Source organism: Lactiplantibacillus mudanjiangensis (assembly GCF_005405385.1).
In the GTDB taxonomy this organism is placed as follows: domain Bacteria; phylum Bacillota; class Bacilli; order Lactobacillales; family Lactobacillaceae; genus Lactiplantibacillus; species Lactiplantibacillus mudanjiangensis.
Genome location: NZ_BJDY01000004.1, coordinates 443,703 through 461,056, shown reverse-complemented (window position 1 = coordinate 461,056; position 17,354 = coordinate 443,703). Strand labels below are relative to the sequence as shown.

General features: G+C 44.6%; 14 protein-coding genes. 3 read left to right on the top strand and 11 right to left on the bottom strand.

The genetic code is table 11. The features are described from left to right. Positions 1–50 precede the first annotated feature (50 nt). Complete coding sequence (locus tag FFM84_RS10425; RefSeq protein ID WP_130845193.1) at positions 51–614, bottom strand: TetR/AcrR family transcriptional regulator; 564 nt, start codon at positions 612–614, stop codon at positions 51–53. 172 nt (positions 615–786) lie between these two features. On the opposite strand from FFM84_RS10425, the gene FFM84_RS10420 reads away from it, so the two are divergent. The 3 genes from FFM84_RS10420 (at position 787) to FFM84_RS10410 (ending at position 4,520) form a co-directional block, all read left to right on the top strand. Beyond that, a complete protein-coding gene (locus tag FFM84_RS10420) occupies positions 787–2,232 on the top strand; it encodes an MDR family MFS transporter (protein WP_130845192.1) in 1,446 nt (481 codons plus the stop codon). Continuing rightward, positions 2,229–2,978 (top strand): DUF4811 domain-containing protein, encoded by a 750-nt coding sequence (locus FFM84_RS10415; protein ID WP_130845191.1) that lies wholly within the window; start codon positions 2,229–2,231, stop codon positions 2,976–2,978. Before FFM84_RS10420 ends, FFM84_RS10415 begins: the two co-directional genes overlap by 4 nt. 168 nt (positions 2,979–3,146) lie before the next feature. Next, on the top strand, positions 3,147–4,520 hold the full coding sequence (locus tag FFM84_RS10410) for an NAD-dependent succinate-semialdehyde dehydrogenase (protein WP_130845190.1): 1,374 nt from the start codon (positions 3,147–3,149) through the stop codon (positions 4,518–4,520). Between the two features lie 55 nt (positions 4,521–4,575). Here FFM84_RS10410 and FFM84_RS10405 read toward each other — a convergent pair whose 3' ends face one another. The 10 genes from FFM84_RS10405 to pcrA all read right to left on the bottom strand — a co-directional run bounded on the left by FFM84_RS10405 (position 4,576) and on the right by pcrA (position 17,325). Then, on the bottom strand, positions 4,576–4,845 hold the full coding sequence (locus FFM84_RS10405; protein ID WP_170179870.1) for an MFS transporter: 270 nt from the start codon (positions 4,843–4,845) through the stop codon (positions 4,576–4,578). A gap of 9 nt (positions 4,846–4,854) precedes the next feature. Beyond that, a complete protein-coding gene (locus tag FFM84_RS10400) occupies positions 4,855–5,721 on the bottom strand; it encodes an MFS transporter (protein WP_130845188.1) in 867 nt (288 codons plus the stop codon). Positions 5,722–6,044: 323 nt separating this feature from the next. Further along, a complete protein-coding gene (gene rlmD / locus FFM84_RS10395; RefSeq protein WP_130845187.1) occupies positions 6,045–7,415 on the bottom strand; it encodes a 23S rRNA (uracil(1939)-C(5))-methyltransferase RlmD in 1,371 nt (456 codons plus the stop codon). Between the two features lie 115 nt (positions 7,416–7,530). Continuing rightward, the gene (locus FFM84_RS10390; RefSeq protein ID WP_130845186.1) at positions 7,531–8,547 is read right to left on the bottom strand and encodes a diacylglycerol kinase; all 1,017 of its coding nucleotides are present in this window, start codon (positions 8,545–8,547) and stop codon (positions 7,531–7,533) included. A gap of 42 nt (positions 8,548–8,589) precedes the next feature. Continuing rightward, positions 8,590–10,014, bottom strand: coding sequence for an Asp-tRNA(Asn)/Glu-tRNA(Gln) amidotransferase subunit GatB (gatB, locus tag FFM84_RS10385; RefSeq protein ID WP_130845185.1), 1,425 nt, complete (start codon positions 10,012–10,014; stop codon positions 8,590–8,592). Continuing rightward, entirely contained in the window at positions 10,014–11,477 is a 1,464-nt protein-coding gene (gatA, locus tag FFM84_RS10380) for an Asp-tRNA(Asn)/Glu-tRNA(Gln) amidotransferase subunit GatA (RefSeq protein WP_130845184.1), read from the bottom strand. Before gatA ends, gatB begins: the two co-directional genes overlap by 1 nt. Further along, the gene (gene gatC / locus FFM84_RS10375; RefSeq protein WP_130845183.1) at positions 11,477–11,791 is read right to left on the bottom strand and encodes an Asp-tRNA(Asn)/Glu-tRNA(Gln) amidotransferase subunit GatC; all 315 of its coding nucleotides are present in this window, start codon (positions 11,789–11,791) and stop codon (positions 11,477–11,479) included. Before gatC ends, gatA begins: the two co-directional genes overlap by 1 nt. A gap of 36 nt (positions 11,792–11,827) precedes the next feature. Further along, positions 11,828–13,006 carry a CamS family sex pheromone protein gene (locus FFM84_RS10370; RefSeq protein ID WP_130845182.1) on the bottom strand — a complete coding sequence of 393 codons (1,179 nt, stop codon included), beginning with the start codon at positions 13,004–13,006 and terminating at the stop codon, positions 11,828–11,830. After that, positions 13,003–15,045, bottom strand: a complete 2,043-nt coding sequence (gene ligA, locus FFM84_RS10365) for an NAD-dependent DNA ligase LigA (protein ID WP_130845181.1) — start codon at positions 15,043–15,045, stop codon at positions 13,003–13,005. The genes FFM84_RS10370 and ligA overlap by 4 nt, the downstream gene beginning before the upstream one ends. A gap of 21 nt (positions 15,046–15,066) precedes the next feature. Then, positions 15,067–17,325: a DNA helicase PcrA gene (gene pcrA, locus FFM84_RS10360; protein WP_130845180.1), complete on the bottom strand. Its 2,259-nt coding sequence runs from the start codon at positions 17,323–17,325 to the stop codon at positions 15,067–15,069. Between the last annotated feature and the right edge of the window lie 29 nt (positions 17,326–17,354).

Sequence of the window (17,354 nt, the reverse complement as noted above, 5' to 3'; positions counted from 1 at the left end):
TAGCTAAAAAAAGACTCGCAATCGAAATTGCGAGTCGAGTTTCTGATCAATTAATCTTCTGGTAAATGTGTTTGGGCGATGGCTAATTGCATCGTTTGAATAAACCGTTTATCTAATTCATCAGCGGGTAACGTGAAAAAGCCGCCTAATTCTTGAACGATAAACCCGAATAAAGCAGAACGATATAAGGTATTTTCAACCCGCGCGCTATCATCTAGTTGCAACGGCTTGAATAAGTCTTGATATAACTTCACTAACATTTTACGTGTCTTAGGGATCTTAAGTGAATCATTAAGATCAAGTAAGACTGGGGCCAGCCCACGATGCCGCTGACAAGCTTGACGTAATTCTTGAGCAAAGACCATCAAGGCCTCATCACCCTTTAAATCAGCCAAACGTTCATTCATCTGATCAGCGACGCCTTGCACAAATTGAATCCCAACTTGGTCTAACAAGTCACTTAAACTATCAACATAATTATAAATCGATTGTGGTCGCACATCTAAGACGAGCGCCAAATCCCGAATTGTGAGCCCATCAATCCCTTTAGTTTCGATTAATTGGTTAGCCGTAGCCAACACTTTCGCTTGAGTTAACGTTCTTCTTTTAACCATATTGTAAATCCCCCACTCTTAAAGTTAATTCGTTAGTTATTATACCGCATTTTCATAATTTTTATTGTGTTCTAACAATCAAACTGTTTAATTTTTTAGAAAAAAGTTTTATAATATAGCCAAACTGATTATAACAGTTTAAACTTATCACCACAATTTAGGAGAGACAACTATGGTTGATCAAAACGGCCATCGTTATAGCCAGCTTTGGCTGACGGTAACCTTAGTTTTAGGCACATTTTGTACCGCGCTCACCACGAACATTTTAGTGACAGCTTACCCTACGATAATGGCAAAATTCGCTATTTCAAGCGCAACGGTGCAGTGGCTCACGACCGGTTCATTACTGGTTATGGGGATTATGATTCCAGTTAGCGCTTGGCTACTCAATAATTTCAGTTTGCGGCTAATTTATACAGCCGCGTTAAGCTGCTTTTTAATTGGATTGATTATCAGTTACACTGCCACTAATTTTCAGATGGTTCTTCTAGGTCGATTAGTTCAGTCCTTGGGAATTGGGATTACCTTTCCAACGATTCAAACCGTTTTACTCGTGATTTATCCACCTGAAAAACGTGGCGCCATGATGGGCCTTGGTGGCATTGTGATTGGTCTAGCACCAGCCTTAGGGCCCACAGTTTCCGGGTTCATTTTAGACCACGCTAGTTGGCAAGATTTATTTGGGATGATGATTCCGCCAGTCGCTATTTTGCTCGTACTCGCCTTTTTCACCGTTAAACCAGTGATTCCACTGAAGAAGAGCGCCATCGATGCAGTGGCCATCGCCTTATCGACCATTGGTTTTGGGAGTTTACTCTATGGCTTTTCTTCAGTCGGTAAATACGGTTGGGGCGCACAAATCGTCATTATCAGTATTATTATCGGTTTGATTTTTATTGCCTTATTCGTGCGACGGGAATGGCCCCAAGCCAATCCGTTACTCAATATCCGTTTGTTAAAAATCCCATCATTTACAATTGCCTCGTTAATTACGGCGCTAGCTAATACAGCCATGATTGGGATTCAAGTGGTTTTACCGATGTATCTGCAAAACGTTCGTGGCTTGTCCCCGCTACAATCTGGATTAATGATTTTACCAGGGGCCTTGTTATACGGCGTCATCAGCTTAATTAGTGGTCGCGCTTATGATCATATCGGTGGCCGCCGATTAGCTTTGATGGGGATGTTCTTATTGACGTTAGGCACTTTGCCATTCGCCATGTTAACCCGCCAGACGCCTTATACCTATATCATCATGGAATATATTGTTTTGATGAGTGGGACAGCGTTAGTTGCTATGCCATTAACTGCCGCCAGTTCGGTAGATCTTCACGGTTTACAGCTTAGTCATGGAACGGCAATTAATAGTACGATGCGCCAAGTTATGACATCGATGGGGACCGCCATTTTAGGGAGTGTCTTAACCAACGTCACAACGACTCACAAACCGGCGGCGGTACTATTGCAACAAGCACCGCTAGCCTATCGTGATCAAACTTCCGCCGCGGCGATGCAAGGATTTCATGCGGCCTTTCTTGTGGCAACGGCCATGGGCATTATTGGCTTAATCTTTGCGACATTCGTCAAGAAAAACTCGAGAGTGGGTGACCAAGCATGATTCTCATTATTTTAATGCTCGGCCTCATTCTATTTATCGTTGGTTTTCTAGCAGGGGCAACTAAGCCGCAGCGCTGGACCATTGGTGGAATTGGCTTAATCTTGCTCGTCAGTGCAGCAACGTTAATGATTGGTAACGATACCCAACATTGGGGCATGCACCAAACAACTAAAACAACCACGACTTCATTAACTTCGGCCGTCAAAAATGATTATGTCGATTTGTTATTATACGAACCGATCAAGCACGCTAAAACTGAAAAAGTTTACGTTTATCGTCAGGCTAGTCATACTAAGGTGCAGCATACCGCGACTAGTTTAAAAACGAAAAATACGGTTACAACTACTGCACAATCATCGGCTAAATTAGTAACTACCACTAAGCACTGGGAATATAAATCCGGACTTTGGCGTTGGTTATATACTTGGACCGGTCATCATTCGGCCCTAATTAGCACGCACAATACGTTTAAATTACCAAAGACTTGGACCACTTTAAGTGTTAGTCAAGCAAAATGGTTAGCCAAACAGGCCAAGGCTCAAGAAAAAGCCGCTAAAGTGACCTTAGCAAAGACCGTTGCTGCACAAGTCAAACAAGCTCGGCAAGCGGATCCTAGCATGACCACAACTCAAGTTGCCACGTTGACGAAAAAGATCCAAACTGCCGCAACTAAAGCAGCTGAAAAACAAGCACCAACCTTAATCACTAAGCTCATTAAACAAACCAAACAACAATCAATTTATTAACCATGATCATCAAAGCTTGAGCCCCGTGCTCAAGCTTTTTTTGTCCAATTAGCTTAACGGCCATCACTTAATAACAGCGTTTTCACTTGACTTTCCCCCCCGCAAACGGTTACGTTAGAGGCCAAAACCAATCAATAAACCTAATAGCCAATCAAAGGAGTGACCCATATGGCCTACCAAACGATTAATCCCTATACTAATGACCTATTGAAAACCTATCCTAATGCAACTGACGCCGAACTTGAAAGCGCACTAAATACTAGTGATCAGCTGTACCAGACTTGGCGTGAGCAAGCCCCTGTGACCCGTCAGGCCACGTTACATCAACTTGCCACGCTAATGCGGACAGAAAAACACGCGCTAGCACAGGTGCTCACTACTGAAATGGGGAAACTTATCGGTGAAGCCGAGGCCGAAGTGACCTTATGCGCTGATATTGCAGACTACTTTGCTGATCACGGCGCCGACATGTTGCAACCGACATCGCTCACAACCTCAGCAGGTAAGGCTTATTATGCCAAGCAAGCCGTCGGTATTTTAGTGATGGTCGAACCATGGAACTTCCCATACTATCAAATCATGCGGGTTTTTGCCCCTAATTATATGGTCGGTAATCCCATGATCTTAAAACATGCTTCCAATACCCCAAGTTCCGCGGCGGCCTTTGCCGATGTCGTTAGCCGTGCCGGCGCACCGGCTGGTAGCTTAACCAATTTGTTTATCAGTTATGACCAAGTCAAAACCGCGATTGCCGATAAACGCGTAGCCGGTGTGGCGCTGACCGGCTCTGAACGTGGCGGTGCCGCCGTCGCTCAAGAAGCTGGGGCTAATTTAAAGAAATCGACCATGGAACTTGGCGGTAATGATGCGTTTATCATTTTAGACGATGCCGATTGGGACTTGGTTAAACAAGTGGCCGCTCAAGCCCGCCTCTTTAACACTGGTCAAGTCTGTTCAGCTTCTAAACGGTTTATTGTCATGGCCGACCGTTATGATGATTTCTTGGCTTACTTAAAGACTGAATTTGCTAAAGTACAACCTGGCGATCCACTTGATCCAGCGACCACGTTGGCACCGATGAACTCGGCGCGCGCGAAGCAAAAACTCCAAAAGCAAGTCGATGAAGCAATTGCGGCTGGTGCTCACGTTTATGCTGGTAATCAACCAATTGACTTACCCGGACAATTCTTTCAGCCAACCATTCTAACCGATATTACCAAAGACAATCCGGCTTATGATCAAGAAATGTTTGGTCCAGTAGCCGCAGTCTACCAGGTTCATTCGGAAGCTGAAGCCATCGCGTTAGCTAATGATTCCAGTTACGGCCTAGGTAGTACCGTCTTCTCAAATGACCCTGAACATGCTGATCGAGTTGCGCAACAATTAGAGGCCGGGATGACGACGATTAATCGAGCCTGGATTACGGCACCGGAACTACCATTCGGTGGTGTTAAGCATTCCGGCTACGGTCGCGAATTATATCAATTAGGGTTGAATGCCTTTGTGAATGAACATTTGATTTTGAATGCAACTGAAAAATAGCGCGTTATTGAAAAAAGTGTCGTACCAAGCTGCATTAGCTTAGTCCGACACTTTTTTAGACGATTTTTGTCGATCGGCTTCCCCACAACGCTAAACCAATATAGCCTAACGCTACTGCCGCTAACACCAAAAACATGCCTTGATAACCGACTACTTCCACAACTACACCCAAAATAACCGCACCTAATCCCATGCCTAAATCATACGAATTCAAAAACATGCCCGTCGCCGTGTCTCGATTTTCAAGGGTGGTTACTTTAAACAACCAAGCTTGTAGCGTTGGATAAATCGCACCATCAGCCACCCCATAAAAGACCCCTGCCACTAGCAACATTCAATTATGATTGAGCATCGCAATTAGCACCATCCCGAGCGTCAACAAAACGGTATTAACCAAGAGGATCAACCGTGGCCCTTGCCGGTCAAACAACGGCCCAACAATCGGTCGAATCACAACTCCCGCTATCGCCGCGATGAAGAAAAAGCCTGAGATGCCCGTTAAATGTAATTGTTGTGCATAGATTGGCGTAAACGTCATCACCCCACTCATTAACACACCTAAAATGAAGACCAGACCACTTTGCGGTAAGAATTGTCGATCAAATATTAGTGCTGATTTAGCCGCTTTAGGGTTTACTGGCGCAGCTTTACTAATACCAAAAATTGCGAACCAAGACACTGCCAACACCCCAATACAAGTCAAAAAGAAGGCACTAAAGCCGTAATGTTGAACGACAGCCAAGGCTAATAATGGCGCTAACGAAGCAGTTACCATCGTTCCGATGCCGAAGTAACCCATCCCTTCACCAATCTTTTGTTGTGGCAATTCGTCAGCAGCCGCTGTCGCAAAATAAGTCGTGGTAATCCCATGTCCAAGACCATTAAACAGCCGCAACAAGACTAATAAGCCGAAACTACTTAACAACGGGTAACCGACCGAAGCCAACAAATACAAGATGATTCCCGCCATTAACAAAAACTTTTTATTAAATCGACTCGAAAACCACGGCACAAATAACCGCGTCACCAACGCGGCAAACATGATCGCACCTACAAAGATCCCGATTTGTCCGGGGGTTAACCCAAGCTTTTTACCATACAGTGGTAACACCGGGACTTGCATGTTGTATACCATAAACAACAGCGCGTTACCGATCAAAATCAAAATAAAGTTTCGATGCCAATAAGTCGTTTTTTCCATATGTCAATTCCTCCCGAGACGACAAAAAACGACCAGATAAGATTATGATGCTAATCTTATCTGGCCGCAGCCCTCCGATACTCATACGAGTACCTTATCTAACTTTGAAGTCTTCCGATAGTTAATGTAATTGTTATTACGAGCTTACCGGACGATTGGAGAAATTGCAAGTTGGGGTTGGATTGCTCTAGACCTTACTTGTTGAAACGTGCGCCCAAAAGCTGTGACCTCCGCTTAGCTACGACAGGCAACCGATTGAAAGTGCCAATCAGTTGCCTGTCTAGGCTATGCTCAGTCACAACCCGCTTTTGGTCACACTCTTACTAATCGCGTTCTAAAACCGTCACACTTTCGATATGTGGCGTTTGTGGGAATTGGTCCACTGGTTGTACTGGCGCATTAATGTGATACCCATGTTCAGCGAAACGTTGCACGTCACGAACTAAGGTTGATGGGTTACAACTGATGTAAACCACTCGTTTTGGTCCCATGGCCGCAGCACTTTCGATAAACGCTTCATCCAACCCTTTACGTGGTGGATCAACCACGACAACATCTGGTTTGATGCCATCTTCTTGCCATTGGGCCATAACTTTTTCGGCACTACCCAAGACGAATTCAGCATTCTTGATGCCATTCTTGTCCGCATTTTGACGGGCATTATCAATCGCAGCTGGCACAATATCCACACCATAAACTTGCTTGGCATGTTGCGCCATTGTTAATGAAATCGTCCCAATCCCAGAATAGGCATCAATAACGGTTTCGTTACCGGTTAACCCGGCTTGATCAATGGCTAATTGATACAACTTTTCGGTTTGTTGGGGATTCACTTGATAGAATGATTGCGCAGAAATCGCAAACGTCAAGCCTAACAATTGGTCATTCATGGTTGACTTACCAGCTAACACATTGTTAACCGGTCCTAAAATGACGTTAGTACGCTTTTGGTTCACATTTTGAATCACACTAACCACTTCTGGTAAAGCGGCTTGAATCTCTTCAACAACGACATCAGCCATTGGTAACCGTTTCGTCCGGGTCACTAAGACAACCATCATTTCGTGACTGTAATAGCCACGACGAACCATGATCGTCCGAATGGTCCCACTATGATGGAATTCATCATAAGCTTCTTCATGATATTTACGTAAAATATCACGAATGACGATGATCGCGTGATCAATCGCTGGATCTTGAATGTAATAATCTTCTAACGGCATTAATTGATGACTATTCTTCTTGTAGAAGCCAGTCGTTAATTCGCCTTGCACTTTCCGAACGGGCACTTGAGCCTTATTCCGGTATTGTGAGGGGTGATCCATCCCAATAGTTGGTAAGACTTCAACATCATCCATGTGAACTTTCGCAAATAATTCAGCGATTTGATGTTGTTTGAACTTCAATTGTTCGCTGTATTCCAAGTGTTGTAATGGTGCGATCCCAGTTTGACGGTAGACGCGACCTTTAGGATTAACCCGATGAGGGCTTACTTGTAAAATTTTAACGACATCACCGAACGCAAAGTTCTTCGTCGTCTTGGTCACTTTAACCGTGATTTTTTCAGATGGTAACGTGTTATCAATGAAGATTGGGTAGTTGTCAACTTTGGCAACGCCCATCCCTTGATACGTTAAGTCCATGATCTCGACATCTAGGACTTGGTCTTTATAGACTGGTAAACTAACTTTCATGAATTTCCTCGTTTTTCTTTCTGGTTGATTAATCGGACTAATGGGCTGCTCAAATAGCACCCGCTTAAAAAAATTACCGTCCACTATTGTATAAGTAAACGGTAATTTAAGCAAGTTATTCAGAATCTGAATCGGTCGCGTCCGCTGGTAATTGATCAACGGCTGACATGAAGTTACGTTCAGCATCTTGTAATTCTGGGTCCGCTGTCGTAATCGCTTCGTTTGGAATCCGATCCGTATCCGCAAAAAATTCAATATGTTGCTTGAAATTGTGGAACGTCATTGGGGCATCGCCACCATATTCACCATCCAAGTTAATCATCAGGCGCCCATTGACGGGTTTTGCAACCACTTTACTGGTCTTCACATAGATAATACTTGGATCGTTGATGTGCTTGCCACCATTTAACACTAACGTCATCAAATGAAGCATTTTCGCTAGATTACTAGTCTTCACAATAATCATTGTGAATTTACCATCATCTAGTGAGGCATCTGGCACGATCTTTTCAAAACCACCCACTGAATTAGTCAGTGCTAAGAAAAACATCGATGCTTTCCCCTTAAAATGCCCGTCATCATACTTCAAATCCATTTCAACCGGCTTAACCCGAGGTAATAATTCGGCCCCTTTGGCTAAATAAGCCGCATACCCAAAAATGGATTTTAATTGTGATGGCACGTCATAAGTGAGTTCCGTTAACATCCCCCCAGCAGCGATGTTAATGAAATATTGATCCCCAGCTTGGCCGATATCCATCTTAACCGTTTGGTTTTTCAAGACAACCTTCGCTGCGGCGACCGGATTATCCCGAGGAATGTGTAACGCTCGTGCGTAGTCATTCGTGGTTCCGGCGGGGATAATGGCCATCTTTGGACGCCGTTTCAAACCGGCCAGCCCATTGACAACTTGATTGATGGTCCCATCACCACCAGCTGCCACAATTAATTCAAACCCATCCTTGGCACAACGTCGCGCTTCATCAGCCGCCGAATTTGGGGCTGGTGTCGTCGCATAGGCACTCGTTTCGTACCCCGCTTGCTCAAAGATCCCTAAAATTTCAACTAGATCGTGAGTAAGTGCCTCACGTCCAGAAGTCGGGTTATAAATTATTCGTGCCCGTTTACGCATGTTACTCTTCCTCCGCGTCCTATCTTTTTTCTGTTCTTAAGCTTATTTAGCCTTCAATGACGCCATTAATAATTGGTTAACAACCTTTGGATTGGCTTTCCCATGGGTTTGTTTCATAATTTGCCCCACTAAGAAACCAACCGCCCGGTCTTTCCCATTCTTGAAGTCATCGATTGATTGTTGGTTGTTATCCAACACTTGATCGATAATTGGTTGCAATTGGGCAGGATCAGATAATTGAACTAAGCCCTTCTTATTGACCCATTCAACCGCATCGGCACCTTCCATGATTGCTTTGAAGACTTTCTTAGCAATTTTACTTGAGATGGTTTCATCAGAAATCATCTTAATCATGCTAGCCAAGTTTTCAGGTGTCAGCTTCGTTGCTAACAAGCCGACATGGTTTTCGTTCAAGTAGGCGTTAACGTCCCCTTGCAAATAGTTAGAAGCCAACTTAGGATCGGCACCAGCTGCAACTGTGGCATCAAAGAAGTCTGACATTTCTTTTGTTTGCGTCAAAACACCCGCATCGTAGGCGGTTAAGCCAAAGTCGTTGATATAACGTTTCCGACGTGAACCAGGCATTTCTGGAATCGTCTTTTGGATTTCACTGATCCATTCGTCACTGATTTCAACGGCTGGTACATCAGGTTCTGGGAAGTAACGGTAATCATCGCTACCTTCCTTAACCCGCATTAAGATCGTCTTACCAGTAGTTTCGTCAAAACGACGGGTTTCTTGTTGCACTTGGCCACCTGACATTAAGACATGTTGTTGGCGTTGTTCTTCGTATTCCAAAGACTTACGGACATAGTTGAAGGAGTTCAAGTTCTTCATTTCCGCTTTAACCCCATACTTGTCTGAACCAACTGGGCGAATGGAAATATTAACATCGACCCGCATGGAGCCTTCTTCCATCTTCACATCAGAAACACCGGTAAATTGAATCCGTTGACGTAATGCTTCACAGTAAGCATAAGCTTCTTCTGGTGAGGCAATGTCTGGTTTGGAGACAATTTCGATCAACGGCGTCCCTTGCCGGTTTAAATCGACATACGAATAATCGCTTTCGTGGGTATTTTTCCCAGCGTCTTCTTCGATATGCATTTCTTCGATCCCGATCTTCTTGGTCTTGCCATCCACTTCAATTTCAAGCCAACCATCATGCGCTAATGGCTTTTCATGTTGAGTGATTTGGTAAGCCTTTGGATTATCTGGGTAGAAGTAGTTCTTCCGATCAAAATAAGTGGATTGTTCAATTTCGGCATGCAAGGCCGTGGCTGCTTTAATCCCGGCTTCGACCACGCCTTTATTAGCCGTTGGTAAAACCCCAGGATATCCCCAGTCAATCACGTTCGTGTTGGCATTAGGTTCTGACCCAAATTGCACCGGTGACGGACTAAAGATTTTGGAATTGGTTTTTAATTCAACGTGGACTTCAAGCCCAATAGTTGTGACAAAATTCATTAATGTGCGCCTCCTAAATCTGGGGTTGCTTGATGAAAGTCAGTGGCTTGTTCAAAAGCATAACCTGCCTTGTAAAGCGTACTTTCATCGAAGGACTTACCAATCAATTGCAACCCAACTGGCATACCGTCGGCAAAGCCAGCTGGAATCGACATCCCTGGAAGCCCTGCTAAGTTAACTGGGATCGTCAAAACATCATTCATATACATCGTAATTGGATCTGAGATTTCATCACCCAATTTGAAAGCTGGTGTTGGGGCGGTTGGGCCAATGATTAAATCATAGTTTTCAAAGACTTTATTGAAATCATTGATGATCAACGTCCGAACTTGACCAGCCTTGTGGAAGTAAGCATCGTAATAACCAGCTGAAAGTGAGAACGTCCCTAACATGATCCGACGTTTAACTTCATCACCAAAACCTTCAGAACGGCTTCGAACGTAAACGTCTTCCAAGTTCTTCACATCGTCAGCCCGAAAGCCATAACGAATCCCATCAAATCGTTGTAAGTTTGATGACGCTTCAGATGAGGCAATGATGTAGTAAGCCGGTACCCCATAGCGACTATGTGGTAAGGACACTTCTTCAACCGTAGCACCTAAGTCTTCAAACTGCTTAACAGCCGCTTTAATCACGTCGCGAACCTTAGGATCAATCCCGTCACCCATATATTCTTTAGGTAACGCGATCTTCATCCCTTTGATGTCACCAGTCAAACCAGCAGTAAAGTCGGGCACTTCTCGCTTTGAAGACGTCCCATCTTTGACATCATTACCGGCAATAATATTCAAGGCAGCCGCATTATCTTTAACGTTACGGGTCATTGTCCCGATTTGATCTAAGGATGAACCAAAGGCAATCAAACCCCAACGAGAAACGCGACCATACGTTGGTTTCATCCCAACGATACCGTTAAATGAAGCTGGTTGACGAATTGAACCACCGGTATCTGATCCGAACGCAACGGGCACTTCACCAGCTGCTACGGCAACGGCAGAACCACCTGAAGACCCACCGGGAACACGACTAACATCCCAAGGATTCTTCGTCGTCTTAAAGGCCGAGTTTTCAGTGGACCCACCCATGGCAAATTCATCCAAATTGGTTTTCCCAATGATGATCATGTCATGTGCTTGCATCTTTTCAACTACCGTGGCGTCGTAAACAGGTACAAAGTTTTCCAACATCTTAGAAGCGGCCGTGGTCGTTAACCCTTTAGTCACGATGTTATCCTTAACTGCCACTGGAATCCCAGCTAACAAGTTATCAGGATCGATTCCCTTAGCATCTAATTCAGCTGCTTGTTTTAAAGCCGCTGCTTCATTTAAGTTTAAGAAGGCATCGACTTTGGCATCCGTTCCCTTTAAATTATCAAAGGTTGCTTGGGTCAATTCCGTGGCCGTAATCTTTTTGCTGACCAAATCGGCGTGTAAACTCGTTAAATCTTGGTTAAAAAAGTTCATTATTCACCGTCCCCGCTTTCATCAATGATTGCTGGCACTTTAATTAACCCATTAGCGGCCTGTGGTGCGTTAGCCAATAAGGCTTCACGATCATTACTCTTAACCGCCACATCATCGCGTAGGGCATTTTGACGATCACTTACCCGAGAGGTAACGGGCACATCAGTCGTATCAACCTTACTTAAATCTTCAAACATCCCGATAATTTTTTCTAGTTGACCAGTAAACATGGTCAGTTGTTCAGTGGTAAATTCGAGCTTCGCGAGTTCCGCGACATGCTTGACTTGTTCGGCATTAATGCGTTCTTCAGCCATCAAATTTCCTTCTTTCTGCAATTCTGCTACATTAACTTAATTATCGCCTTGGTCACTAAAGACATGAGTATAGTATGAACTCCCTTTAGCAGTCCGGGCTAAGAAACTTTGAATATCGCCATTGGCACTCTTGACCGTGATTTCCACCGGAATCCCAGATGGTAAATAACGTTTTGCTGCGGTTGCCAAGTATTGCGTAAAGCTAATAATTTCAGTTTCACTATAGAACTTCGTGGTAATGTTGACACTCAATTTCTTCAAAGACTTGTCTTGATAGTGCGCATTGGCCGTTACCCCAGACAAGTTAGGGAAGAAGTTTTGCACATGCGACTTGAATGATGAAAAGTCTGATTCATCATTACTGTTAGCCCCAGAGTTCTTAGATTCAGACGTGGCTGGGAACACATAGTTCTTCCAATTCAACGCCGTCCAATTATTAACCGTTGTTGAGCCGTTCTTTGAAACCACGTAGGCAATCATATCGCCACCTACTAGACTATCATTTGACGATTGCTTGTAAAGGGCTAATACAATCGGCACGCTCTTCAATGCTGACTTTTTCCGCAAGCGTTGTAAGACCGTGTTGGCCATCTTCTTACCTTGTGCCGTCAATTCAGTCGTGGAAATGTCGGTTTCGTAGGTCGCACCATATTCAACCTTCGTGTAATAATCGACTGAGTTCATCCCGAGACCAATCGTAACCCCGCCTAAACTTAACTTACTACCACTTTGAATCATGTAATCTTGTTCTTCAAGTTGTTGCAAGTAGATCGGATTACGCGTATTAGCACCGGTCTTCCCGTTGCTCTTAGGGTTTAACCCATCCGGATTACTCTTTGACTTACGACCTAACCATTTTTCAACGGTGCTGGTATTAATGTATTGACCTTCTTGGTAAACGTACTTACTCGTTGAAAAGACTTTTTTCGACACGTCTAGCAAGCCTGTTTCAAAACTCTTCAAATTCATCACGTTGTCATTTTGTGACACGTTAACCCCGCGAGACTTGCTCGTCCGGTAACGGCCCTTTTTAATGACCCCTTGATAAAATTCTGAATCGGTTGAACCAGTTGTGGTGGTCGTTTTTGACCCCGTGGTCGTCGTTTGGCTCGTACTACTTGAACCAAATGACGAATTTTTTAGATTACCGCAGGCGGCTAATGCTACAGCGGCAACTGCCACTAAGCCCATCGTGCGTATGCGTTTTAAATTCACGCTTGTGCATCCTCCCTCATTGTCGTGCTGAACCGTGCTTCATCCCAAACGGTAATGTCCAGCTGTTGCGCTTTTTGTAGCTTACTCCCGGCATCGGCCCCGGCAATCACCAAATCGGTTTTCTTCGAGACACTGCCAGTCACGGTCGCACCATGATCTTGTAACCAAGTCGTGGCGTCTGACCGAGTAAAGCTTTGTAACTTACCAGTTAATACAACCCGCTTGCCAGCAAACCAACTGTCACTGTCTAACGTAGCCGTTTCACTCGGACCTTGGTAGGTCGTATTCACACCAACCGCCTTCAATTTGGTGATTAATTCTTGTACCGCGGTACTTTCAAAATACTGTACCACCGCATTCGCAATAATATCACCCATTGAATCGATTGCCGCAATTTCTTCCTGATCCGCCGCCATCAAGGCATCGATGGTACCAAAATGTTGCGCAATTAAACGCGCAACTTTCGCGCCAACGTGACGAATCCCAAGACCGAATAATAACCGTTCAAGTGAATTATTGCGACTACGGTCAATGGCTGTCAAGAGATTTTCAGCAGATTTATCTTTTATTTTATCTAACGCCAGTAATGGCTCACGTTTCAGCCGATACAGATCCGCCACATCGCTAACCAACTGATTGGTATACAGTTGTGCAATCAGTTTTGGTCCTAAGCCATCAATGTTCATCGCATTCCGTGAGGCAAAATGGACTAAACCTTCTTGAACTTGCGCGGGACAGGTCGGATTAATACACCGTAGCGCGACTTCATCTTCCAAATGCACTAACGGAGCCCCACATGATGGACAAACCGTTGGAATCGGTAAAACTTCGGCTGTTGCTGGACGCTTAGTTAAATCAACTGCCGAGATTTCTGGAATAATATCGCCAGCTTTATGCAATAAGACGGTATCACCCAAACGGACGTCTTTGGCCGCCACGTAGTCTGGATTATGAAGCGATGCCCGAGCAACCGTGGTCCCAGCTAATTGAACCGGGTCCATCACCGCCGTGGGAGTCACCACCCCAGTCCGGCCAACGGTCCATTCAACCTCACGTAAAACAGTTGGCTGTTCATCAGGTGGAAACTTAAAGGCAATCGCCCAACGTGGGACTTTCACCGTTGCGCCAAGTTCACGCTGTAATGGCAATGGATTGGCTTTAATTACAATCCCATCAATCCCATAAGCTAAGTCGGGGCGTTCATTTTGATAATGATCAATATAACTAAAAACATCATCCATTGAATGCGCCACTTTGAAATCAGGATTGATCGATAAGCCTAACTCATCAAATTCCGTTAACAAATCACTTTGAGTCCGTGCTTTCAACGGCTCATAATCAGCCACATTATACATGAATGTACTGAGTTGCCGTTCCGCCGTCACCTTTGGATCTAATTGACGTAACGATCCGGCCGCCGCGTTCCGTGGATTCGCAAAGACTGATTCACCGGCCGCTTCACGGCGTTCATTTAACGCGGCAAAGGCGGCTTTTGGCATATAACACTCGCCACGCACGTCAATGGTTAATGGTCGCGTAAGCTGGTGTGGAATTGAGTCGATCGTCAAGATATTTTTCGTAATATCTTCTCCAACTGACCCATTACCACGAGTCGACCCTTGCACTAATTGCCCATTTTCATAGCGTAGTGACAAGGCTAGTCCATCGATTTTTAACTCACAATTATAATCGAACGGTTCGTCGACATTTTGTCGTAACCGATCATCAAATTCTTGTAATTCGGCCTGCGAGAAAACATCGCCCAATGACAACATTGGAATCGGATGTTGAACTTTGGTAAATCCAGCTTTCACCGTTCCACCCACTAACTGGGTCGGTGAGTCTGGGGTCACAATTGCAGGAAAAGCTTGTTCCAACGCCACTAACCGCGCATAGTTGCGATCATAGACATCGTCATCCACTTTCGGCGCATCTTCATCATAATAATCTTGTCGCCACTGATTCAGTTGTGGTCGCAATGCGGCCGCCTCTTCATTGGCAGCTGCTAAATTCAGCTCACTAATCGGTTTGGTTGCCATACTTGGGCCTCCTCTAAACGTCTAGTTTTGAACCTTTTGAATCGGTGCAAACGCCGCTAATAAGCGTTTAATACCTTCCGACTTAAAGGCAATATCTAACTCAGCATCTTCACCAGCACCGGTGACTTTAACCACCGTTCCGGTTCCCCACTTGCGGTGGGTGACTTTATCGCCAATCCGCCAACTATTCTTGTCAGCGCCCGTTCCACTGGCCTTTTTAACCGTGGCTCGAGTCCCAACTGGATTCTTCTTGTATCTTGGCGTCAATGCTTTTTGAGTCTTAAATGGCACATCTAACTTGCTACTTTGAACCCCATCCAATGTATTGTCATTGCGTAATAGGCTCTGATCAATTTCGGCCACAAACCGGGATTCTTGGTTACTTTGACGACGACCATATAACATCCGTGAATAGGCATTTGTTAAATATAATTGCTTTTCAGCCCGGGTAATCCCAACATAGGCCAACCGACGTTCTTCTTCTAATTCGTCTTCATCCATCATCGCACGTGATAATGGGAAGATGCCTTCTTCCAAGCCAATCAAGAAGACGACCGGAAATTCCAACCCTTTAGCCGCATGTAACGTCATTAACGTCACGGCTTGAGGTTCTTCTTCGACGTTATCGATATCTGAAACTAACGCTAAGTCAGCCAAGAAGTCGACGAACTTATCACTATCTTCGGTTTCTGGTTGGTACTTGTCATCAAATTGCTTCGTCACGGACAAGAATTCTTCGATATTTTCAATCCGCGTCTGCGTTTCTAATGGTTTAGCCGCTTTTTCAGCCTTCAACGCTTTCATGTAACCGGTACGATCTAAGATTTCTTGCGTCAAATCGGTAACCGATAAGAATTCACGCATCGCGCGCAGTTCATTCATGGTCGCTGCAAACTGCGCTAACGCCCCTTTAGCCCGGGTTGGAATACCGTTGGCCATATCGATATTACTGGCTGCTTCTAGCATCGAATAGCCGGCCTCATCGGCAAAGGCTCGTAACTTAGCAACACTCGTTTGACCAATCCCACGTTTCGGTTCATTAACCACCCGTTCGAAGTTCAACGAATCTTGATCATTAACCGCTAAGGTCAAATAAGCCAAGACATCGCGAATTTCTTTACGATCGTAGAACTTGTTGCCACCGACCATGGTATAAGGAATGTTGGCTTTAACCAGCGATTCTTCCATTGCCCGAGATTGGGCGTTGGTCCGATAAAGCACAGCAAAGTCACCATAATTATAATTGTGATCACGCATTTGTTCTTGAATCTGGGCAATCACATAATGGGTTTCATCGGTTTCGCTCTGACCCCGATAATAGGCAATTTGATTACCGTCATCATTTTCGGTCCATAACTTCTTTGGCCGCCGCGTTGTATTGTGATTAATCACTTGATTAGCGGCTTCCAAAATGGTTTTGGTTGACCGATAATTTTGTTCCAACATGACGCTATCAGCATCTGGATAATCTTGTTCAAAGTTCAAGATATTTTCCATATTGGCACCCCGCCAGCCATAGATTGACTGGTCGGCATCCCCAACAACACAGAGGTTACGATACTTTTCAGCCAACATATTAACTAACGTATATTGTGCGTTGTTCGTATCCTGATATTCATCCACGTGAATATAATGGAATTTATTTTGATACCAAGCTAACGTTTCTGGATTTTGTTTAAATAATTGAATGGTCAACATGATCAGATCATCGAAATCGACGGCCTGATCAGCGGCTAGTTCCCGTTGATATTGATCGTAAACATCGGCGACAATACTTTCAAACGGACTAGCTGCACTTTCACGATACATCGCTGGCGTCTGCAAATCATTTTTGGCATTTGAAATTGCGGATAGTAATGACCGTGGATCGTATTTCTTTGAATCAATATTTTGATCCGTCAAAATCCGTTTCACTAAGGTTCGTTGTTCACTAGAACCGGCAATCGTAAAGGCACGATTGTAGCCAATCTGTTCAATATCACGCCGTAAAATTCGCACACACAACGCATGGAACGTCGAGACCCAAACGTCGCGGGCATCTTCGCCCAATAACTTACCGACCCGTTCACGCATTTCACGTGCGGCCTTATTCGTAAATGTAATCGCTAGAACGTTCCAAGGGTTGACCCCTTGTTCTTCAATTAAATATACGACACGATGCGTCAATACTCGGGTTTTCCCAGAGCCGGCACCGGCCATAATTAGTAGCGGTCCTTCCGTGTCTAAAACAGCTTCTTGTTGCTTGTCATTCATTCCTGCTAGCAGGCTTTCTTTCGACACAATGTTCGCCACCCTTTCATAAAATCAGT

Excerpts from the sequence above, each read along its gene's own strand:
- FFM84_RS10415 (WP_130845191.1), top strand. The coding sequence starts at position 2,229 with ATGATTCTCATTATTTTAATGCTCGGCCTCATTCTATTTATCGTTGGT.
- gatA (WP_130845184.1), bottom strand. The coding sequence starts at position 11,477 with ATGAACTTTTTTAACCAAGATTTAACGAGTTTACACGCCGATTTGGTC.
- rlmD (WP_130845187.1), bottom strand. The coding sequence starts at position 7,415 with ATGAAAGTTAGTTTACCAGTCTATAAAGACCAAGTCCTAGATGTCGAG.
- FFM84_RS10410 (WP_130845190.1), top strand. The coding sequence starts at position 3,147 with ATGGCCTACCAAACGATTAATCCCTATACTAATGACCTATTGAAAACC.
- FFM84_RS10390 (WP_130845186.1), bottom strand. The coding sequence starts at position 8,547 with ATGCGTAAACGGGCACGAATAATTTATAACCCGACTTCTGGACGTGAG.
- FFM84_RS10420 (WP_130845192.1), top strand. The coding sequence starts at position 787 with ATGGTTGATCAAAACGGCCATCGTTATAGCCAGCTTTGGCTGACGGTA.
- gatB (WP_130845185.1), bottom strand. The coding sequence starts at position 10,014 with ATGAATTTTGTCACAACTATTGGGCTTGAAGTCCACGTTGAATTAAAA.
- FFM84_RS10400 (WP_130845188.1), bottom strand. The coding sequence starts at position 5,721 with ATGGAAAAAACGACTTATTGGCATCGAAACTTTATTTTGATTTTGATC.
- ligA (WP_130845181.1), bottom strand. The coding sequence starts at position 15,045 with ATGGCAACCAAACCGATTAGTGAGCTGAATTTAGCAGCTGCCAATGAA.
- gatC (WP_130845183.1), bottom strand. The coding sequence starts at position 11,791 with ATGGCTGAAGAACGCATTAATGCCGAACAAGTCAAGCATGTCGCGGAA.
- FFM84_RS10425 (WP_130845193.1), bottom strand. The coding sequence starts at position 614 with ATGGTTAAAAGAAGAACGTTAACTCAAGCGAAAGTGTTGGCTACGGCT.